A 19,789-nucleotide genomic window follows, 5' to 3' on the forward strand; every position below is an offset into this window, starting at 1 on the left:
GACGGGTCGTGCGCCTGGCCGGCAATGTACAATCCGGGCATGACCCGCGAACGGCTCACTTTTGTCATCGCCGCCTACAACGAGGCCCTGGCATTACCGCTGCTGCATCCACGGCTGTGCGCAGTGCTGGACGGCATGCCCGACATCGACGGCCACATCCTCTATGTGGATGACGGCAGTCATGACCGCACATGGGAGGTGATCGCGGAGTTGGCCAAGGCTGATGCGCGCGTCTCGGCGCTGAAGCTGTCGCGCAACTTCGGCAAGGAGGCGGCGCTGACCGCGGGCCTGGATCTGGTGCACGAGGGGGCAGCGATGATCCTCGATGCCGACGGCCAGGACCCGCCGGAGCTGGTGCCGCAATTCGTCGCGCGCTGGCGCGAGGGCCATGACAACGTCTACGGCACGCGCATGGCCCGCGATGGCGAGTCCTGGATCAAGCGCGCCACGGCAGCGATGTTCTACCGGGTGATGGGTCGCCTGTCGCGTACGCCGATCCCGGCCGATACCGGAGATTTCCGCCTGCTGTCCCCGCGCGCGCTGAACGCCCTGCGCGGGATGCGTGAGCGCCACCGTTTCATGAAGGGGCTTTTCAGCTGGGTAGGCTTCAAGCGGATTGCCGTGCCCTATCACCGCCACGCGCGCGTGGCCGGCACCAGCAAATTCAGCCTGTGGCGGCTGTGGAATTTCGCCCTCGAAGGCATCACCGGCTTCTCGACTGTGCCGCTGCGGGCGGCCACCTACCTGGGACTGGCAACCGCCGCAGTCGCGTTCGTGTTCGGCCTGTGGGTGATCGTGAAGGCGGCGCTGTATGGCGACCGGGTGGCGGGTTGGCCGACGATGATGGCGGTGATCCTGTTCCTGGGGGGAGTGCAGTTGATCGCGCTGGGGCTGGTGGGAGAGTACCTGGGGCGGCTGTACGAAGAGTCCAAGCAGCGGCCGTTGTACCTGGTTGACGCGTGGCTAGCATCCGCCGTGGCAGACTCGGCCCTGCAACCCACCCTCGGAGGGCAGGCAGATGACGACGGTACGGCAGCTGTTGGATGGCAAGTCTCCTGAAGTACATGCGGTCGCGCCGGACGCGGCGGTGATCGATGCGATCCGGTTGATGGCGGAAAAGGGCATCGGTGCGGTACTGGTGATGGACGGGCCGCGGCTGGTCGGGATCCTGTCCGAGCGTGACTACGCGCGCAAGATCGTGCTGCGTGATCGTTCATCGCGCGATACCGCGGTGGCGGAGATCATGACGGCGCAGGTGGTGACGGTGTCGCCCGGTGAGCAGGTGGAGCATTGCCTGCAACTGGTGACCGACTACCGCATCCGCCATCTGCCGGTGGTGGAGGGCGCGCAGGTGCTGGGGGTGATCTCCATCGGTGACTTGGTGAAGTCGGTGATTGATGCGCAGCGGCGCGAGCTGGACCAGCTGCAGCAGTACATCGTGGCGGGGTGAGGTGTTCACCGGCGGGCCTGCGGCCCGCCGGCCCGCTTTTCGAAGCTCAAAGCCAAAGCCAAAGCCAAAGCAGCGCCTTCCTGATGCGGGGGAGGCGGAGGGCATGGCCATGCAGGACACGCCGTAAACCCCGCTCCGCGGTCCGGCCCAGCCGCTGGCGGCTGTGCGTTCGGGCGCTTGCGAAGCAGTGCTTCGCAAGCAAAGCGCCCTCACCCATGGGGGCTCGATGGCGCCTTGCTCGTGTGCGCTGTCCTGCGCACACGGCAAGACCGGGGTTGGGCGTCTTGCCCAACCCGCCCGAGGCATGCCTCGGGCCCATGGCGCCAACGGTCCTGCACGGCCATGCACTCCGCCTCAGGACTCGTCCCGCGAGTGCGGTGGGTTGCCCGTCGGTTGACTGCCTTTGGTAGCTGCCAACCTTGGTTGGCAACAGCTTTTGACTTTGCTTTTTTCTTTTGACTTTGAATTTCCGCTCTCGTTCCGCGCGCGCAGGAAACTGTCACTCGTCCCCCTCAAACCACGACCAATCCAGGCGCCACGAACGAACGCTCCTACTTCGCATACTGCCCCCCGCAGTCGGCATCCTTGCCCGGCCCCAGTTCGATGGTTGCCAGCAATGCCGCCGGCGGGGCGATGCTGCCCAGTGCCAGGGCCACCGCGCCGCGGATGCCCAGCGCCTTGAAGTCCGGGCGGAACGACGGGTCCTTGAAAGTGCCGGCGATGTGCAGTGGCGAGCGCAGCACCAGGATGCTCTTGTCCTTCGGGCGTGGCTTCAACAGGAGGTCCAGGCTCTCGTCGCGCAGGCTGACCGTGCCTTCGCCGATGAGGATCGTGTCGGTGGTATCCACCGCCAACGCCTGGCTGGTCATCAGGCCGTCGCGCACGCCGAAGTCGGCGAAGGCGCAACGCAGGGGGATCTGCTTGTCGCCGGTCACCAGGAATTTCAGCGACTCGGTGATGTCCAGGCCGGCCAGTTCCATCACCAGGTTGCCGACATGGCCACGGCCCATTGCCAGGCCGACCTTGCCGCTGCTGCTGCCGAGCATCGCGGCGATCGAATTGCCGCGGCCACTCAGGTCCACCTCGCCGCCGATGCCACCCTTGGCCTGTTCGGCCAGCTTGGCGTCGGGGAACAACTGGCCAAGCTGCACGCCGCGCACACTGGCCTTCAGCGCGGTACTGATCTGCGGCTGGCGCGCGTCCATGCGGATCGTGCTGCGGATGTCGCCGCCGGCGACGCCGAAGTTCAGTGGGTCCAGCCGCAGCACACCGTCGTCCAGCAACAGGTGTGCATCCATGTCGTCCAATGGCAATGACGGCGCGTTGATGCGGTGGGCTTTCCAACGCACGTCGGCATCCATCGCACGCAGCTTGCCGAGGTTGTAGGGCGTGTCCGGCAACACACGCGCACGCGCGGCGACCCGTGCGGCCTCGGCCTTCTGCTCTGCATTGGCGGTTTCGCCGCCGCCGGTCTTCGGTGGCGCACCGACGAAGCCGGCCAGGTCATCGAAGTCCAGGCGTCTGGATTCCAGCGTGGCGGTCAGTCGCGGGCGCGCGCCTCCCACTTCGAACTGCAGGTTGCCACCGAGGTCGCTGTCGCCGACCTTGCCGGTGAACTGCTCGTAACGCCAAAGGTCGTGGTCACGCTTGAGCCGACCATTCAACGCGTAGGGCGGGGACGGCGGAATGGCGATGCCGAGCAAGGGGTAGAGGTCGGCCAGGTCCTGGCCGCTGAGCGCGAACTGCAGGTCGAACACGCGCAGCTGGAAGGGATTGGTCAATGTGCCGCTGGCGACGGCGTGGGTGGCGCCAGCACGACCGTCGAGGTGGATGCGGAACGGGTGGCCGCTGTCGGTCAGCTCCAGCGGTGATTCAGTACCACCGCGCAGGGTGAACGGATTGCCCCGCCAGCGTCCCTTGCCCTGCACCAGCAGCGGTGGCGCCGCGTCGGCCTGTTTCGGCTGGCCGCTGCGCACGTCCACGCGGATATCGGTGCGGCCGAGCGCATCGAGGAACTGCAGGCGACCGTCATCGACGCGCAGCCGTTTGAGCTGGGGGCTGGTCCCGCCGGCGCTGTCACCGAGGAAATCCCAGTTGCCCGGTTCGCCCTTGCGCGGGGCGGTTTCCAGCAGCACGTCCGGCCGGGTCAGGCGCACTTCGGGCAGCTGCACGCTGCCGCGCAGCAGGGGCCAGACCCGCACGTCGATCTCGACGCGGTCGGCACTGGCCATATCGGGTTGTTTCGCCCAGCTGGCATTGGCGAAGGTGACCGCATCGGCGCGGATCGTGCTGGTGCGGCCGAGGTCGACATCAAGGTTCCCGATGTGCAGCACGCGGCCGGTGCGTGCCTGCACCGCGCGCTCCACCGGCCCCTTGAACCAGTTCCAGTCCCACAACGCGATCAGTACCAGGATCGCCGCCAGCAGGAAGATCAGGATCGTGAGCCAGCGCCGGCCTCGTGGGCCGGGGCGGCGGAGGCGCCAGCGGGGCGTGCGCTTTGCGGCAGGGGAGGCGGCAGCATTCACGCTGCCATGGTTGCCCCCTCTTCGTGGACAGGGCGCGAAGCGACCATGTGCATGGTGTGCACGCGCTGCCGTCGAGCGGCCGTTACAGCACCTGCATGGTGACCGCGACGAAGTGGCAGACGCTGCCGCCGATCACGAACAGGTGCCAGATGGCATGCGAGTACGGGATCGATTCACGGTGGTAGAAATAGGTCCCCAGCGTGTACGACAGGCCGCCGGCGAACAGCCAGGTGAGGGTGCCGCCATCGATCGAGGCCCACATCGGCTTGATCGCCACGACCACCAGCCAGCCCATGGCGATGTAGATCACCGTTGAGAGCACCTTGAAGCGGCCGGTGTAGAACAGCTTGAACACCACGCCGCCCAGCGCCAGCGCCCAGATCGCGGTGAACAGGCCCCAGCCCCACGGACCGCGCAGGCCGATCAGGGTGAACGGGGTATAGGTGCCCGCGATCAGCACATAGATCGCGCAATGGTCGAACACCTTCAACCGGCCCTTGGCGACCGGATGCTGGATGGCGTGGTACAGCGTGGAGGCGGTGTACAGCAGCAACAGCGCGATACCGAATACGATCGCGCTGGCCAGCTGCCAGCCGTCGCCGTAGATCGCCGCCAGGGTGATCAACACCGCGCTGGCGGCCAGGGCGAATACCGCGCCCAGGCCATGGGTCAGGGCGCTGGCGATTTCTTCACGGATCGAAGCAATGGACGTCGTGGACATGGCGTAGGCATTGTTCGCGGGGAGGGGGACCCGCACCCCCCCTATCATCGCCGCGATGGGCGATGCGTGCACGCCTGTCACCGTATGGTGTGTGAATGCCTGCCTTGCCTTGGCTGAGGTCATAGCCCTTTCCTGCCGGAAAGGGATCCGACCCCGTGGCATCAGCCTGCCGAAACGGTATGCGCCGCTTCGCGGGTGGCAGAGAAGCGCACGTCCGGCGAGCGTTCCTGGGCCAGCTGCAGGTTGACCCGGGTCGGCGCCAGGTAGACCAGGTGCCCGGCGGCATCCAGCGCCAGGTTCAGCGCGTTCTTCTCGCGGAACTCTTCCAGCTTCTTCTCGTTGCTGCAGTGGACCCAGCGCGCAGTGGTCACGCTCACCGGCTCGAAGGTGGCTTCCACGCCGTACTCGTCCTTCAGGCGGTAGGCGGCCACGTCGAACTGCAGCACGCCGACGGCACCCAGGATCAGGTCGTTGCTGGTGAGCGGGCGGAAGAACTGGGTCGCGCCTTCCTCGGACAGCTGGGCCAGGCCCTTCTGCAGCTGCTTGAGCTTGAGCGGATCGCGCAGGCGGGCGCGGCGGAACAGTTCCGGGGCGAAGTTGGGGATCCCGGTGAAGGTGACCGCTTCGCCTTCGGTGAAGGTATCGCCAATGGAGATGGTGCCGTGGTTGTGGATGCCGATCACATCGCCCGGCCACGCCTCGGCGGCGATTTCGCGGTCGCTGGCCATGAAGGTCAGCGCGTTGGCCAGCTTCATTTCCTTGCCGGTACGCACGTGGAAGGTCTTCATGCCGGCGCTGAAGCGGCCCGAGCAGACCCGCATGAAGGCCACGCGGTCGCGGTGCTGCGGGTCCATGTTGGCCTGGATCTTGAACACGAAGCCGGTCAGCTTGTTTTCTTCCGGGGCGATCTCGCGGCCGGTGGTGGAGCGCGCCTGCGGTGCGGGTGCGTGTTCGACGAAGAAGTCCAGCAGCGGCTGCACGCCGAAGTTGTTGACGCCCGAGCCGAAGAACACCGGCGTCTGCTTGCCCTCGCGGTAGGCCTGCAGGTCGAACGGGTGGCTGGCGCCCTGCACCAGTTCCAGCTCGTCGCGCAGGTCGGCCAGCATCTGTGCACCGATCTTCTCGGCCAGGCCGGGAGCATCGATGGACGGGAAAATGGTCGAGTCCTGGCGGGTGAAGTTGCGGCCCGGTTCGTACAGGTGCACTTCGCCGGTCAGCAGGTGGACCACGCCCTTCAGGCGCTGGCCCATGCCGATCGGCCAGGTGACCGGCGCACACTGGATGCCGAGCACGGTTTCCACTTCATCCAGCAGCTCGATCGGGTCCTTGCCCTCGCGGTCGAGCTTGTTGATGAAGGTCATGATCGGGGTGTCGCGCAGGCGGCACACTTCCATCAGCTTGATGGTGCGCTCTTCCACGCCCTTGGCCACGTCGATCACCATCAGCGCCGAGTCCACCGCGGTCAGCACGCGGTAGGTGTCTTCGCCGAAGTCGGCGTGGCCGGGGGTGTCGAGCAGGTTGACGATCTTGCCTTCATACGGGAACTGCATCACCGAGGAGGTGACGGAGATGCCGCGCTCCTTTTCCAGCGCCATCCAGTCGGAGGTGGCGTGGCGGGCAGCCTTGCGGCCCTTGACCGAACCGGCCATCTGGATCGCGCCCCCGAACAGCAGCAGCTTTTCGGTCAGCGTGGTCTTGCCGGCGTCAGGGTGGGAAATGATGGCGAAGGTGCGGCGACGCGACGCTTCGTTGGCGACTTCGGACATGGCAGTGGCGCCCGCCCGGGGCGCTTTTCAAAGAGATAAGCGCCCGATTATACCGGCCGGGGGCGGTCAGCGCCCGGTACCGCCTTCGGCCTCGCCCTGGCGGGCGAACTGCAGCTGGCCCTGCTCGGCGAAGATGCGCACCGGCACCGAGCGCAGGCCCATGCCGCGATTGACCTGCACCACGAAGTGCAGGTGCGGGGCACTGCTATAGCCGCTGTTGCCAGACAGGCCGATCGGCTGTCCGGCGCCTATCGCCTGGCCACGACGCACGCGCATGCCGCCGGCCTGCAGGTGGCCGTACAGCGCCATGCTGCCGTCGCTGTGCAGCACGCGGATGAAGTTGGCGCGGGCACCATCGCGTTCGCGGTCCTGGCCGTTGCCACGGAAGCCATCCTGGATCTGCATCACCGTACCCTCGCGCGCGGCCAGCACCAGGGTGCCCTCCGGCAGTGCGAAGTCGACCGCGTCGCGGTTCTCCTCGTCGTCATGGCTGAATCGTCCCTGCGGCGCCTGGTCCACGCGCAGGCGCGCCGCATCGAATGGCAGGCGGTAGGCGACATCTTCGGCCTGTGCGGCCGGGTTGCCCGGCACCGACTGCAGGCGCAGATCCAGCATGCGGCCATCGATCGGGGCGGGCAGGTGGCCGACTACCAGGCTGCTGTCGCCCTGGATCAGCGACTCGACCGGGAGGCCTTCGACCGGGTGCCCGGGGGCGGCGCGCAGCTGGATCTGCAGCGGCCCTGCCAGCCCGTTGTCGATCCGGGCCTGCCATTGCGTACCGACCGGCTGCAGGCGCAATTGGGCCATGGGGGCGGCGCCCTCGGCACTGCCTGCGCGGGTGGCCGGGGCGGAAGGGGGAGCCAGTCCCCAGCCCTGGCGCCAGTCGCCGGCGTGTGCGGTCGCGCTCGCCAGCAGAGGCAGCAGCAGGCAGGACAGGGGCAGGCGCGACATCGGCGTTTCCAGCGGAATGGACCGCCCGGACTGTACCCGATCCTGAACAGGGCGACCGGGACGGCCTTCGCATAGCTGTCCCAAGAATATTCATCGCTTTATCCGCATGAAGGGATTGACAGTGCCGGAAAGGGCTGGCATCGTGGCCCCACCATCGAGACCGGCAGAGGGACAGGCCCTTTGAAGCCGGGGCAGCCCGCAGGCGCGCAAGCGCCTGCGTAGGTGCCAAATCCTGCGGGGACCGTGGCGTCCACCGAAAGATGGTTCGAACCATGCACCACACGTGCATCTCGAACGCGGGCCCCGCGAAGGCTCGATGGCCGATTCCCCAACCGGATCCCGCCATGAGCTTCGCCGCCAGTACCGCCATTCGCCCCGAACCCTTTGTCCCCGTCAGCGTGCCGGTCGAAGACCGCGTGCATGCCGAGCGCGGTGAGTTCGCCGCGGTGCTGTCGATGCGCCACGCCGGCCCCAGCCCGGTGCGCCTGCGCTATGAGTGGGTCGGTCCGGCCAATGCACCGGTGGTGGTGCTGGCCGGCGGCATTTCCGCCCATCGCCACGTGGCGTCCAACACGCAGTTCCGCGAGAAGGGCTGGGCCGAAGACCTGGTGGGCAGCGGCCGCGCGCTGGATCCGCAGCAGCTGCGCGTGCTGGCCTTCGACTTCATCGGCGCCGACGGTGCACTGGATGTGCCGATCGATACCGCCGACCAGGCCGATGCCTTGGCGCTGCTGCTGGACCATCTCGGCATCCGCACGCTGAAGGCCTTCGTTGGCTATTCGTATGGCGCGCTGGTCGGCCAGCAGTTCGCGATCCGTCATCGTGCCCGCGTGCGCCAGCTGGTGCTGGCCAGCGGTGCGCACCGACCGCATCCGTATGCCGCCGCCTGGCGCGCATTGCAGCGCCGCGCGGTCGCGCTGGGCCAGCTGCAGTGCGGCGAAGACCACGGCCTGGCCCTGGCCCGGCAGTTCGCCATGCTCAGCTACCGCACCCCGGAAGAGTTCGGCGAGCGCTTTGATGCTGCGCCGGAGGTCATCAATGGCCGCGTGCGCGTGGCTGCCGAAGACTATCTCGACGCGGCCGGTGCGCAGTACGTCGCGCGCACGCCGGTGACCGCTTACCTGCGCCTGTCCGAATCAATCGACCTGCACCGCGTCGATCCCACCGCGATCCTGCCGCCGACCGTGGTGGTGGCCGTGGAGGGCGACCGCCTGGTGCCGCTGGCCGACCTGGTCGGCCTGGTCGAAGGGCTGGGCCCGCGCGGCAGCCTGCGCGTGCTGCGCTCGCCCTATGGCCACGATGCCTTCCTCAAAGAAACCGATCGCATCGATGCGATCCTCGCCACCGCCTTCCGCACTTCTGGAGAGTCCGCATGAGCCTGCACGCCAACGAGCCGTCCTGTAGTCGTACCACTGCCGCCGTCCGTGCCGGCATCGATCGGGACACCGCGCATGGCGCGGTCACGCCGCCGATCGTGCTGTCGTCGAACTTCAGTTTTGAAGGCTTCGGCAACAAGCGCCAGTACGATTACACGCGCAGTGGCAACCCGACCCGCGACCTGCTGGGTGAAGCGCTGGCCGAACTGGAAGGCGGCGCCGGCGGCGTCATCACCGCGACCGGCATGGGCGCGATCAACCTGGTGCTGAACGCGCTGCTGCAGCCGGGCGACACCCTGGTGGTGCCGCACGATGCCTACGGCGGCAGCTGGCGGTTGTTCAACGCGTTGGCAAAGAAGGGCCACTTCGAACTGGTCACCGCCGACCTGACCGATCCGCGAGCGCTGGCGCAGGCGCTGGCCACGCAGCCAAAGCTGGTGCTGGTGGAAACCCCGTCCAACCCGCTGCTGCGCATCACCGACCTGCGCTTCGTCATCGATGCCGCGCACAAGGCCGGTGCCCTCGTGGTGGTCGACAACACCTTCCTGTCACCGGCGCTGCAGCAGCCGCTGTCGTTTGGTGCGGACCTGGTGCTGCATTCCACCACCAAGTACATCAATGGCCACAGCGATGTGGTGGGTGGGGCGGTGGTCGCGCGCGATCCGGCGCTGCACGAGCAGCTGGTGTGGTGGGGTAACGCGCTGGGCCTGACCGGTTCGCCGTTCGATGCCTTCCTGACCCTGCGCGGCCTGCGCACGCTGGATGCGCGCCTGCGCGTGCACCAGGAAAACACGGCGTCGATCGTTGCCCTGCTGGACCAGCATCCGGCGGTCGGCGCGGTGTACTACCCGGGCCTGGCCGATCACCCGGGCCACGCCATCGCCGCGCGCCAGCAGAATGGCTTCGGCGCGATGCTGTCATTCGAACTGGCGCACTGCGCCGGTGATGATCCGCATGCGGCGGTGCGTGCATTTGTGGACGGGCTACGCTGTTTCACCCTGGCCGAATCGCTGGGCGGCGTCGAAAGCCTGATCGCACATCCGGCCACGATGACTCATGCGGCGATGACCGCCGAAGCGCGTGCAGCCGCCGGCATCAGCGAAGGGCTGCTGCGCCTGTCGGTCGGCATCGAGGCCGAGCGTGACCTGCTGGCCGATCTCGGCGCCGCGCTGCAGCGCGCCGAAGCGGTGATCGATGCGGCCGCCCGCCGCAAACAGGTGGTGGACGCATGAGCGCACTCGCCGCTGACATTCCTGCGCTGGGGGCGGGACGCCTGGCGCTGCTCGGTACGGGCACGGTCGGTTCGGCCTTCGTACAGCGCTACCAGGCGCTGCAGGCACGCGGGTTGGAACTGCCCAGCGTGCAATGGCTGGCCAACTCGCGCACCGCGCTGGAGATCGATCGCGACCTGGCGCTGCCCTTGGAACTGGCACGTCGAGCCCCCCGCGATGGCCACAGTTCGCCACCATGGGCGAGCGCCGAAGGGCTGGAGCGTGGCGACGTGGTGGTCGATGCCACGGCCAGTGAAGACGTGGCCGCCCGTCACGTGCAATGGCTGGCGCGCGGCGTGCATGTGGTGACCGCCAACAAGCTGGGCCGGGGCGCGCAGCTCGCCCGCGCGCGGGCCATTGCCGAAAGCTGTGCCGACAGTGGCGCGCGTTATGGCGACAGTGCCACCGTTGGTGCCGGGCTGCCGCTGTTGAGCAGCCTGCGCGCGCTGGTGGCCGGTGGCGATCACATCCATGCCATCGAGGGCGTGCTGTCCGGCTCGCTGGCGTGGCTGTTCCATCGCTATGACGGCCAGTCGCCGTTCTCGGCGGCGGTGCGCGAGGCGCTGGCGGCCGGTTATACCGAGCCAGACCCGCGCCTGGACCTGTCCGGCGAGGACGTGCGCCGCAAGCTGCTGATCCTGGCGCGCAGCAGCGGGCTGGCGCTGGATGCGTCGCAGGTACAGGTGGATTCACTGGTGCCTGAAGCGCTGGCAGCGTTGCCGCTGGAGGATGCCGTGGCTGCCTTGGAGCAGCTGGATGCGCCGCTGCAGGCGCGTTGGCAGCAGGCACGTGACAACGGCCGCGTGCTGCGTTTCGTTGGCCGTGTTGACAGCGAAGGTGCGCAGGTGGGCCTGCGCGAACTGCCGGCCGATCATCCGCTGGCGCAGGGTGCCGGCACCGACAACCGCGTGGCCATCCACAGCGATCGCTACCGCCACCAACCCTTGTTGATCCAGGGGCCGGGTGCCGGCGCGGAAGTCACTGCGGCTGCGTTGCTGGATGACGTGCTGCGGATCGTGGGTTGATCGCATTGTTCCTGTAGCGCCGAGCCCACGCTCGGCTGCTCCTGACAGAACCCCGGTCCTGCCGCATGAGCCGAGCGTGGGCTCGGCTCTACAGAGGGCACGCCTGCCGGTCAGCGGGACTTCAGGGCCTTCAACAACGCGCTGTTGAACTGCTTGGGGTCCTGCACCTGCGGCGAATGGCCCAGTTCGGCGAACTCGACCAGCGTCGCGCCGGGAATCGCTGCGGCCGCTGCTTTGCCCAGCACCGGATAATTGCCCAGCGTCGCCTTCACCGCAGGCGGCGCCAGGTCGCGCCCGATCGCGGTGCGGTCCTTCTGGCCGATGAAAAGCGTGGTCGGCACCTGCAGGTGCTTCAGTTCGTAGACCACCGACTGGTTGAACACCATGTCCGAGGCCAGCGCCTGGCTCCATGCAACGGCCTGCTTGCCCGGGCCTTCGTACATGCCAGACTGCATCCGCGCCCACGGTTCGTAGGCCGGTTTCCATTTGCCGTCGTAGTACACCTCCAGCTGGTAGCGGCGGATGCTGTCATAGCTGATGTTCATTTCGCCGGCGTACCACGCGTCGACGCTGCGCCAGGGGACGCCCAGCGCCTTCCAGTCCTCCAGCCCGATCGGATTGACCAGCGACAGGCTGCGCAGGTCCTGCGGGAACATCAGCGCGTAGCGCACCGCCAGCATGCCGCCCATCGAATGACCGACCAGGTGCACCGGGACGTCACCCAGTTGCAGCTGTTGCAGCAGGGCATGGGTGTTGGCGGCCAGCTGCGCGAACGAATACTGGTAACGCTCGGGCTTGCTGGATTTGCAGAAGCCCACCTGGTCCGGGGCAATCACCCGGTAGCCGGCGGCAACCAGTGGCTTGATCGATTCCTTCCAGGTGGCGGCACAGAAGTTCTTGCCGTGCAGCAGCACCACCACGCCGATGGGTGCCTTCTTCGGCGCGATGTCCAGGTAGGCCATCTCCAGCGGCTGCCGCTGCGATTCCAGCGCGAAGGTCTTCACCGGATAGCCGTAGTCGAAACCCTCCAGCCGAGGCCCGTAGGTGGGGGCGGCCAGGGCGGCCAGCGGAAGGCAGGCAAGCAGGGCGGCAGCGATCACGCGCATGGGGCAATCCGGGGTGGGGAAGCCCCGAGCCTAACCGGAACGCGGTGACGGTGTCGCCCGTACGGGCAAGGGTGACCGGGTAGAGTCGACTGTTGGTCGACTGCTCTTCCCTCAGGCCGCGGAAATCCCGCGCTGCGCGCGATGGTCGACTGACAGTCGACTCTACCTGTGGCCCGTCGCCATCGCGCCGGAGCCGGTCGCCCTCAGCACTCGATGACGTTCACCGCCAGGCCACCGCGGCTGGTTTCCTTGTACTTGTCCTGCATGTCGCGGCCGGTATCGCGCATGGTCTTGATGACCTTGTCCAGCGACACCTTGTGCTTGCCGTCGCCACGCATCGCCATGCGCGAGGCGTTGATCGCCTTCACCGCGCCCATCGCATTGCGTTCGATGCAGGGGATCTGCACCAGCCCGCCGATCGGGTCACAGGTCAGGCCGAGGTTGTGTTCCATGCCGATTTCCGCGGCGTTCTCGATCTGGCTCGGGTTGCCCCCCAGCGCCGCGACCAGGCCACCGGCCGCCATCGAGCAGGCCACGCCCACTTCGCCCTGGCAGCCCACTTCGGCACCGGAAATCGAAGCGTTTTCCTTGTACAGGATGCCGATCGCCGCCGAGGTCAGCAGGAAATCGAACACGCGCTGTTCGTTGGCGCCGGGGCAGAAGCGGTCGAAGTAATGCAGCACCGCCGGCAGTACGCCGGCCGCACCGTTGGTCGGTGCGGTCACCACGCGGCCACCGGCAGCGTTCTCTTCGTTCACTGCCAGTGCGTACAGGTTGACCCAGTCCAGCGTCGTCAGCGGATCGCGCATCGCCGCTTCCGGCTTCGACGACAGCTCGCGGTACAGCGCCGGTGCACGACGGCCGACCTTCAGGCCACCCGGCAGCACGCCCTCCTCGCGGATGCCGCGGGTGACGCACGACTGCATCGCGCTCCAGATCTCGCGCAGCTGGGCGCGGATCTCGTCTTCGCTGCGCCAGCACTTTTCGTTCTCGAACATCAGCTGGGCGATGCTCAGGCCGCTGCGTGCGGTCTGTGCCAGCAGCTCGTCGCCGCTCTTGAACGGGTAGGGCAGCGGGGTTTCATCGGGCACGATGCGGTCATCGGCTGCGTCGTCCTGGTTGACCACGAAGCCACCACCGACCGAGTAGTAATCGCGGGTGGCGATCACTTCGTCGTCGGCGTTGTACGCGGTGAAGCGCATGCCGTTGGTGTGGTAGGGCAGCTTCTGGCGCTTGTTCATGCCGAGATCGCGCTTCTCGTCGAAGGCGATCTCGTGCTGGCCCATCAGCTGGATGCGCTTGCTGCTGCGGATGCGCTCCAGGGTGGCCGGAATGATGTCCGGGTCGATCAGGTTAGGCCGTTGGCCTTCCAGGCCCAGCAGGATCGCCTTGTCGGTGCCATGGCCGCGGCCGGTCAAGGCCAGCGAGCCGTAGACATCGGCGCGGATGCGCGCGACCTCGTGCAGGCGACCCGGGTCGAGCAGCCAGCGATGGATGAATCGCTCGGCGGCCTTCATCGGTCCGACGGTGTGCGAGGAGCTCGGGCCAATGCCGATCTTGAAAACGTCGAACGTGCTGACAGCCATGGATGCCAAACTGCGGGTACCGGACAAGCGGCTATTCTAGCGGCTTGCCGGGCCATCCGATGGCTGCGGCGCAGCATTTCCGCCACGGGAGCCTGACTGGTGCTGACCCTGATCCAGCGTGACGATTGCCACCTGTGCGACCTGGCCCTGGCCGAGCTGGCCAAGGCGCGGGCGCCGGAGTTCGAATCGGTGTTCCTGGATGACCAGCCGGCGCTGGAAGCGCGCTATGGCACGCGCGTGCCGGTGCTGCGCGACGAGCGCGGCGAGCGCGAGCTGGACTGGCCGTTCGATGCGGCCACGGTGCAGGCCTGGTTGGCCGTCGATCGGTAGTGCCGGCCGCTGGCCGGCAACTCCTCTGTTCCCGGTGATGCCGGCCAGCGGCCGGCACTACCGGATGCGTTGCGATGCCCGGTGATGCCGGCCGCGGGCACGGCATCACCGGATGGTCTTATTTCGCGTCGAACTTCACGATCGTGCTGATCGCGGTGTCGTCCGGAATGGTCTTGGTATCGGCCCAGTCACCGCCGCCGACGCCGAAGTCCAGGCGCTTGACCGTGGCCTTGCCGGTCAGCACCGGCTGGGTGCCCGGCTTCCAGGTGAAGGTCAGGGTGACCGGCTTGCTGACGCCGCGCAGTTCCAGGGTGCCATCGGCGGCGAACTGGTCGTTGCCCACGGCGCGGAAGCCCTTGGCGGTGTAACGCGCGGTGGCGAACTTGCCGACATTGAAGAAGTCGGCGCCCTGCAGGGTCGAGTCACGGTCGCTGTTGCCGCTCCTGGCGCCTGCCAGCGGAATCACCACATCCAGCGAACCGGCGGCCGGGTTGGCCGGGTCGAAGCTGAGCTTGGTGGCGAAGCCCGGGAAGCTGCCGGTGAACACTTCGCCGTCGTACTTGCTGGCGAACACCAGGATCGAGCCGGCACCGGGGGCCTGCGCATACTCCGCAGCGAGCGCCGGGGCGGTGGCCAGCATGCCGGCCAGGGCGGCAGCCACGGCGGCCGGAGTGGTCAGTTTCAGGTTCATCGGTCAGTCCTTCTGAGGGGAGGCGAGCCAGCCGCGCGGCAACATGCGGGACAGCGTTGCATCGCGCTGGAACAGGTGGTGGTAGAAGGCAGCGCCGGCATGGGCCAGCACTACCGCGATCAACAGCCAGAAGCCGTATTCGTGGAGGGCATGGGACACCGCGACGACCTGCGGGTCGGGGCCGCTCAGCTTGGGCACGTCGACCAGGCCGAACCAACGGAACGGGCGCAGGCCACTGGCCGAATCGTACAGCCAGCCCGACAGCGGAATGGCAAACATCAGCACGTACAGCAGCACGTGGGTGGCACTGGCGATGCGTTCCTGCCAGCTGGGCACGCCCGGCACCTGCTTCGGCGCACCGGCATACAGGCGCCAGCCGAGACGGAACAGCACCAGCGCCAGCACGGTGATGCCGATCGACTTGTGCGCGGTGTAGACCCAGAAGTACTTGGGCGTCTTGGGCAGTTCGCCCATGGTCAGGCCGACCACGCCCAGGGCGAGGATCAGCAGTGCGATCAACCAGTGCAGGAGCTGGCTGACACTTCCCCACGCGGCGGGGGTGTTCTTGGCGGTCATGAAGGGTCCTTGGGGGCCGTCGTGTGGTCGGAGTGTGGAACGGGAGCGGGAGTTCCCGGGGCGTCGCTGCGGTCGAGGGTGGCTTCGGCCTCGATCCGCACCTGTACCGCATCACCGATGACCCCCGGCCAGGCGGTGATGCCGAACGCGCGCCGGCTCAGCGTCGTGCTGGCGGAAAACCCGGCGGTGCGTCGGAATGGAGGGAGCGGGTAGCGCTTGAGCGCGTTGAGGGTCACGTCCAGGGTGACTTCCTGGCTGACCCCGCGCAGGGTCAGCGTGCCGATCACATGCGCACGCTTGGCGTCGATCGGTTCGACCCGGCTGGAGACGAAGCGTGCGCTGGGGAATCGCTCGCCATCGAGCAGGCTGCGGGCCAGCGTGGCCTGGTTCCACTTGGCGTCGCCAAGGTCCAGACGCGACACCGGAATGTCCACTTCCAGGGTGGCGTCGCGCCAGTTGTCGGGATCGAACAGCACGCGGCCCTCGCTGCCGGACACGGTGCCCATGGCCTGCGAGTAGCCCGCGTGATCGATGGAGAACAGCACCCGCGTGTGCACCGGATCGAGGCGATAGGTGTCGGTGGCCGCCCAGGCAGGGGCGGTGGCGAGCAGCATCGGCAGCAGGGCCAGGCAGGGACGCATCGATGGCGGGCTCCGGAAGGTGACGCTGTGATCATACGCACAGCCCCCTGCCAACGTTGCGTGCATGGCTGCAACAGTTCGTGGTGGTGCCGCCGCTGGAAACAGCCTGTTGCAGCCATGAACCCGGCCCTGTGTGACAATCGGCCCAGGACAGGGGGTTCAGGATGACGAGCGGCTGGCGCCGGTGGTGCCGTGGCATCGCAGGTATGGGACTGCTGCTGATGGCTTTGGCCACGGCGGCTGCGACCCTGGACATGGCAGAAACACCGCGCCTGCGCCGCTTCGGTGCCGCCGAAGGCTTGCCGTCACGCATGGTGGTGGCGCTGGCCGAGGATCGCCAGGGCCACATCTGGGCCGCCACCGATGGTGGACTCGCCCGTTATGACGGCAACAGCCTGCGGGTCTGGGAGCACGATCCGGAACAGCCGGGCTCGCTGCCCGGCAACGAGATCGAGACCCTGCTGATCGATCCGCTGGACCGGGTCTGGGTGGGCATCAACGGCAAGGGCGTGGCCCGCCTGGATGCCGACCGCGAGCGCTTCCGGACCTTCGACACGGTCAATTCCACCTGCCAGGGGCAGTTCTGGGCGCTGGCCTATGTCGACGACGCCTTGTGGATCGGGACCAACAACCATGGCGTCTGCCGGCTTGGCGAGGACGGCAGCGTGCGCCTCTACACCCATGACCCGGCGCAGCCGGGGGGCCTGCCCAGCAACAGCATCTTCACCAGCCTGGTCGACGCGCAGGGCCGCCTGTGGCTGGGCACCGAAGCGGGCGTGGCGCGTTGGAACGGCAGCGGATTCGAGCCGGTGGCCGCGCGGGAACTGGGCACGCTGAGCGTGCTCCGGTTGAGCCGGGATGCGGAGGGTTCGATCTGGGTCGGCAGCCAGAACGATGGCCTGTACCGCATCGATGGGCAGGACCGGGTCAGTCGTCCGCGATGGGCCGACAGCGCCCAGCTGCGCTCGGCCCTGGTCCTGGCCGATCGCCAGGGGGGCTACTGGGCTGGCACCTCCGATGGCCTGTTGCGGGGGGATGCGGCGGCGCTGCGCCGGCTGGAGGGCGACCGCGGCAGCGGCTTCCTGACCGCGCACAGCGGTGTGCTCGATCTGCTGCAGGACCACGAGGGCGGATTGTGGGTGGCGCTGCTGACCCAGGGCCTGGCCTATCTGCCACCGGACTGGCGGCGCTTCTCGATCTGGAACCAGCTCGACGGCAAGCCGCTGGACAGCCAGTACCTGTTGAGCGCGGCCAGCGATGGGAAGAACTACTACGTCGGCTCGGCGCGAGGGGTGTACCAGCTCGATGCGCAGGGCACCCTGCGCCTGCTGGCCAGCGACCGGCAGCTCGGCAGCGGCGTGGTGTGGTCGGTGCTGCCGCGCCCGGATGGGCGCCTGTGGCTGGGACGCGGCGGCCGCATCACCGTCTACGATCCGGCTACCGGCGCGCTGCGCGATCTGCGGATCGATGGCAGTGCCGACCTGCGCCAGCGCATCGACCTGATGCGGCAGGCGCCTGATGGCACGGTGTGGGTGTCGGTGATGGGCCTGGACCTGCAGCAGCGCGATGCAGAGGGCCGGCTGCTGCACCGCTATCCGCTGGAGCATTTCCGCGGGACCGCCGATGCGCCGATCGAGCAGATCCGCTTCGACGCCCATGGCCGGCCCTGGGTGATGGGTGACATGGGCATCTGGCGCGAGCAGGCTGGACGCTTCGAGGCAGTACCGGGCGTTTCGCGCGGGCCCATCTACGACCTGGTGTGGATCGATCCGCAACAGTTGTGGCTGGCGCGCCAAGGCGCGTTCGAGCGCTACCAGTGGGATGGCCTGAGCCTGCGCCTGATCCAGCGCATCGACGGCAGTGCAGGCGTGCCGCCGGTCACCATGGGCGGGCTGGCGCTGGCCGGCAACGGCCAGCTGTGGGCGACGACGCCGCGCGGCCTGCTGCGTTGGGACCCGAAAACGCGGCGCCTGCAGCAGTTCAACGAGCGCGATGGACTGTCCGATGCGGAGTTCACCGGCCGGCCACCGGCAGTGAATGCAGATGGTCGCGTGCTGGCCGTCACCCAGACCGGGTTGGTTGCCTTCGATGTGAATGCCGACGACACGGTGCTGCCTTCTTCATCGCTGGTGATCGCCGAAGTGCGCGTACGCCGCGACGACGCGCGCGGCTGGCAACCGTTGCCGCTCACCGGCACCCTGTTGCTGGGACCGGATGACCGCGATCTGCAGATCGATGCGCGGCTGCTGTCCTATGCCAGCCCGCAGGGCAACCGTTACCGCTTCCGCGTGCAGGGCTATGACCAGGACTGGGTGGAGCAGGGGGGCGATGGCCAGCGCACCCTGTCGCGGCTGCCGACCGGCAGCTACGTCATCGAGGTGCAGGCAGCGACCGCCCGGGGCGCGTGGACGCCTTCGCAGCAGTTGCAGGTGAAGGTGCTGCCGCCGTGGTGGCGCAGCGGCATGGCGATCTTCGGCTACATCCTGCTGGGGTCGCTGCTGCTGGTGGTCCTGGTCTGGTCGGTCCGCGCGCGGCTGCGCCGTCGCCAGCAATGGCAGCTGACGGTGCACAAGCAGCAGCTGGCCGAGCAGGCCTCGCAGGCCAAGAGCCGTTTCCTGGCCACGCTGGGCCACGAAGTACGCACGCCGATGACCGGCGTGCTGGGCATGAGCGAACTGCTGCTGGCGACTCCGCTGGATCCGGTGCAGCGTGGCTACGCGGGGTCGATCCAGCAGGCCGGCAGCCATCTGCTGCGGCTGGTCAACGATGCGCTGGACCTGGCCCGCATCGAAGCCGGGCGGCTTGAGCTGGATCTGCGTCCGTTCGACCTGGAGGAACTGCTCGACCAGGTGCAGGGCCTGATGCAGCCGATGGCGCAGCAGCGCCAGCTGGAATTCCGGCGCGGTGAAAACCCGGCAGGGCCGGTCAGTGTCAGCGGCGACGAGATGCGCGTGCGCCAGATCCTGCTGAACCTGCTCGGCAACGCCATCAAGTTCACCGAGCGCGGCCACGTCGGCCTGGCCGTGCGCCTGGAAGAGAAGGGCGGCCTGTGTTTCGAAGTGCATGACAGTGGCCCGGGCATCAATGCCGAGCAGCAGCAGCGCCTGTTCCATCGTTTTGAACAGGCCGACGGTCCGCGCACCGCGTCGCGCTACGGCGGCAGTGGCCTGGGACTGGCAATCTGCCAGGAACTGGCGGTGGCGATGGGGGGGCGTATCGAAGTGGACAGCCAGCCTGGCAAGGGTGCGCGGTTCCGCGTGCGCCTGCCCCTGCCCTGGACGCGCCAGGCCGCCGGCACCGCGGGCGAGGTGGCGGCCCTGCCGGAACTGCCGCCGCTGCGCATCCTGCTGGTCGAGGACGACGCCACGGTGGCCGAGGTCATCGCCGGCCTGCTGCGGGTGCGCGGGCATGAGGTGGTCCACGTGCTGCATGGCCTGGGTGCGCTGTCGGAGATCGCCACCGATGGTTTCGACGTCGGCCTGCTCGATCTCGATCTGCCCGCGCTGGACGGTACGGCCATCGCCCGCCAGCTGCGCACCATGGGCTATGAACTGCCGCTGGTGGCAGTGACCGCCCGTTCCGATGCCTACGCCGAAACCCAGGTGCTGGCCGCCGGCTTCGATGGCTTCCTGCGCAAGCCGGTGACCGGCGACCTGCTGGTGGCGGCCATCGCCCAGGCGCGTGCGAAACGGCAGGCAACTGCGTGACCGTGCCGGCGCCGGGCGTGAACGGCGCGACTTTCGGTTTACCATGCCGACGCCCGCAGCGCGGGAA

The 19,789-nt window shown here is 67.9% G+C and carries 16 protein-coding genes and 1 riboswitch; of the genes, 7 read left to right on the forward strand and 9 right to left on the reverse strand.

Translation table 11 applies throughout. The annotated features are described in order from the left end of the window. Positions 1-39: 39 nt before the first annotated feature. Both ACUVWL_RS01645 and ACUVWL_RS01650 read left to right on the forward strand, forming a co-directional pair. Positions 40-1,059, forward strand: coding sequence for a glycosyltransferase family 2 protein (locus ACUVWL_RS01645; RefSeq protein WP_142235283.1), 1,020 nt, complete (start codon positions 40-42; stop codon positions 1,057-1,059). Continuing rightward, on the forward strand, positions 1,019-1,450 hold the full coding sequence (locus tag ACUVWL_RS01650; RefSeq protein ID WP_012511858.1) for a CBS domain-containing protein: 432 nt from the start codon (positions 1,019-1,021) through the stop codon (positions 1,448-1,450). Before ACUVWL_RS01645 ends, ACUVWL_RS01650 begins: the two co-directional genes overlap by 41 nt. 551 nt (positions 1,451-2,001) lie before the next feature. On the opposite strand, the gene ACUVWL_RS01655 is transcribed toward ACUVWL_RS01650, so the two are convergent. From ACUVWL_RS01655 to ACUVWL_RS01670, 4 genes are all read right to left on the reverse strand, one after another. Further along, a complete protein-coding gene (locus tag ACUVWL_RS01655; RefSeq protein ID WP_262224542.1) occupies positions 2,002-3,975 on the reverse strand; it encodes an AsmA family protein in 1,974 nt (657 codons plus the stop codon). Between the two features lie 82 nt (positions 3,976-4,057). Then, positions 4,058-4,696 carry a PAQR family membrane homeostasis protein TrhA gene (gene trhA, locus ACUVWL_RS01660; protein WP_005410682.1) on the reverse strand — a complete coding sequence of 213 codons (639 nt, stop codon included), beginning with the start codon at positions 4,694-4,696 and terminating at the stop codon, positions 4,058-4,060. 161 nt (positions 4,697-4,857) lie between these two features. Next, entirely contained in the window at positions 4,858-6,462 is a 1,605-nt protein-coding gene (locus ACUVWL_RS01665) for a peptide chain release factor 3 (RefSeq protein ID WP_014648065.1), read from the reverse strand. Positions 6,463-6,528: 66 nt separating this feature from the next. Then, entirely contained in the window at positions 6,529-7,413 is an 885-nt protein-coding gene (locus ACUVWL_RS01670) for a M23 family metallopeptidase (RefSeq protein ID WP_046432023.1), read from the reverse strand. A gap of 148 nt (positions 7,414-7,561) precedes the next feature. Continuing rightward, positions 7,562-7,680, forward strand: a riboswitch (SAM riboswitch). 77 nt (positions 7,681-7,757) lie between these two features. Between ACUVWL_RS01670 and metX the strand changes: the two genes are divergently transcribed. Genes metX through ACUVWL_RS01685 form a run of 3 tightly spaced genes read left to right on the forward strand, consistent with a single transcriptional unit; the run spans position 7,758 to position 11,085 of the window. Continuing rightward, a complete protein-coding gene (gene metX, locus ACUVWL_RS01675; RefSeq protein WP_014648063.1) occupies positions 7,758-8,789 on the forward strand; it encodes a homoserine O-succinyltransferase MetX in 1,032 nt (343 codons plus the stop codon). Beyond that, positions 8,786-10,021 carry an O-succinylhomoserine (thiol)-lyase gene (locus tag ACUVWL_RS01680; RefSeq protein ID WP_046432019.1) on the forward strand — a complete coding sequence of 412 codons (1,236 nt, stop codon included), beginning with the start codon at positions 8,786-8,788 and terminating at the stop codon, positions 10,019-10,021. The genes metX and ACUVWL_RS01680 overlap by 4 nt, the downstream gene beginning before the upstream one ends. After that, positions 10,018-11,085, forward strand: coding sequence for a homoserine dehydrogenase (locus ACUVWL_RS01685; protein ID WP_262088051.1), 1,068 nt, complete (start codon positions 10,018-10,020; stop codon positions 11,083-11,085). Before ACUVWL_RS01680 ends, ACUVWL_RS01685 begins: the two co-directional genes overlap by 4 nt. A 110-nt stretch (positions 11,086-11,195) precedes the next feature. Here the strand turns inward: ACUVWL_RS01685 and ACUVWL_RS01690 are convergent, their stop codons facing one another. Both ACUVWL_RS01690 and ACUVWL_RS01695 read right to left on the reverse strand, forming a co-directional pair. Next, positions 11,196-12,191, reverse strand: coding sequence for an alpha/beta fold hydrolase (locus ACUVWL_RS01690; protein ID WP_445978770.1), 996 nt, complete (start codon positions 12,189-12,191; stop codon positions 11,196-11,198). Between the two features lie 203 nt (positions 12,192-12,394). Continuing rightward, positions 12,395-13,777, reverse strand: a complete 1,383-nt coding sequence (locus tag ACUVWL_RS01695; protein WP_006464040.1) for an L-serine ammonia-lyase — start codon at positions 13,775-13,777, stop codon at positions 12,395-12,397. Between the two features lie 99 nt (positions 13,778-13,876). Between ACUVWL_RS01695 and ACUVWL_RS01700 the strand changes: the two genes are divergently transcribed. Further along, positions 13,877-14,107: a glutaredoxin family protein gene (locus ACUVWL_RS01700; protein ID WP_049441297.1), complete on the forward strand. Its 231-nt coding sequence runs from the start codon at positions 13,877-13,879 to the stop codon at positions 14,105-14,107. A gap of 118 nt (positions 14,108-14,225) precedes the next feature. Here ACUVWL_RS01700 and ACUVWL_RS01705 read toward each other — a convergent pair whose 3' ends face one another. Genes ACUVWL_RS01705 through ACUVWL_RS01715 form a run of 3 tightly spaced genes read right to left on the reverse strand, consistent with a single transcriptional unit; the run spans position 14,226 to position 16,015 of the window. Then, positions 14,226-14,798 (reverse strand): YceI family protein, encoded by a 573-nt coding sequence (locus tag ACUVWL_RS01705; RefSeq protein ID WP_014648058.1) that lies wholly within the window; start codon positions 14,796-14,798, stop codon positions 14,226-14,228. Between the two features lie 3 nt (positions 14,799-14,801). Then, entirely contained in the window at positions 14,802-15,374 is a 573-nt protein-coding gene (locus ACUVWL_RS01710; RefSeq protein ID WP_049441295.1) for a cytochrome b/b6 domain-containing protein, read from the reverse strand. After that, the gene (locus tag ACUVWL_RS01715; protein ID WP_126411266.1) at positions 15,371-16,015 is read right to left on the reverse strand and encodes a YceI family protein; all 645 of its coding nucleotides are present in this window, start codon (positions 16,013-16,015) and stop codon (positions 15,371-15,373) included. Before ACUVWL_RS01715 ends, ACUVWL_RS01710 begins: the two co-directional genes overlap by 4 nt. A gap of 164 nt (positions 16,016-16,179) precedes the next feature. On the opposite strand from ACUVWL_RS01715, the gene ACUVWL_RS01720 reads away from it, so the two are divergent. Beyond that, entirely contained in the window at positions 16,180-19,722 is a 3,543-nt protein-coding gene (locus ACUVWL_RS01720; RefSeq protein WP_227864490.1) for a sensor histidine kinase, read from the forward strand. Positions 19,723-19,789 lie beyond the last annotated feature (67 nt).

The sequence above is a fragment of the Stenotrophomonas muris genome, assembly GCF_052751275.1.

Excerpts from the sequence above, each read along its gene's own strand:
- ACUVWL_RS01645 (WP_142235283.1), top strand. The coding sequence starts at position 40 with ATGACCCGCGAACGGCTCACTTTTGTCATCGCCGCCTACAACGAGGCC.
- ACUVWL_RS01650 (WP_012511858.1), top strand. The coding sequence starts at position 1,019 with ATGACGACGGTACGGCAGCTGTTGGATGGCAAGTCTCCTGAAGTACAT.
- trhA (WP_005410682.1), bottom strand. The coding sequence starts at position 4,696 with ATGTCCACGACGTCCATTGCTTCGATCCGTGAAGAAATCGCCAGCGCC.
- ACUVWL_RS01665 (WP_014648065.1), bottom strand. The coding sequence starts at position 6,462 with ATGTCCGAAGTCGCCAACGAAGCGTCGCGTCGCCGCACCTTCGCCATC.
- ACUVWL_RS01670 (WP_046432023.1), bottom strand. The coding sequence starts at position 7,413 with ATGTCGCGCCTGCCCCTGTCCTGCCTGCTGCTGCCTCTGCTGGCGAGC.
- metX (WP_014648063.1), top strand. The coding sequence starts at position 7,758 with ATGAGCTTCGCCGCCAGTACCGCCATTCGCCCCGAACCCTTTGTCCCC.
- ACUVWL_RS01680 (WP_046432019.1), top strand. The coding sequence starts at position 8,786 with ATGAGCCTGCACGCCAACGAGCCGTCCTGTAGTCGTACCACTGCCGCC.
- ACUVWL_RS01685 (WP_262088051.1), top strand. The coding sequence starts at position 10,018 with ATGAGCGCACTCGCCGCTGACATTCCTGCGCTGGGGGCGGGACGCCTG.
- ACUVWL_RS01690 (WP_445978770.1), bottom strand. The coding sequence starts at position 12,191 with ATGCGCGTGATCGCTGCCGCCCTGCTTGCCTGCCTTCCGCTGGCCGCC.
- ACUVWL_RS01695 (WP_006464040.1), bottom strand. The coding sequence starts at position 13,777 with ATGGCTGTCAGCACGTTCGACGTTTTCAAGATCGGCATTGGCCCGAGC.
- ACUVWL_RS01705 (WP_014648058.1), bottom strand. The coding sequence starts at position 14,798 with ATGAACCTGAAACTGACCACTCCGGCCGCCGTGGCTGCCGCCCTGGCC.
- ACUVWL_RS01710 (WP_049441295.1), bottom strand. The coding sequence starts at position 15,374 with ATGACCGCCAAGAACACCCCCGCCGCGTGGGGAAGTGTCAGCCAGCTC.
- ACUVWL_RS01715 (WP_126411266.1), bottom strand. The coding sequence starts at position 16,015 with ATGCGTCCCTGCCTGGCCCTGCTGCCGATGCTGCTCGCCACCGCCCCT.
- ACUVWL_RS01720 (WP_227864490.1), top strand. The coding sequence starts at position 16,180 with ATGACGAGCGGCTGGCGCCGGTGGTGCCGTGGCATCGCAGGTATGGGA.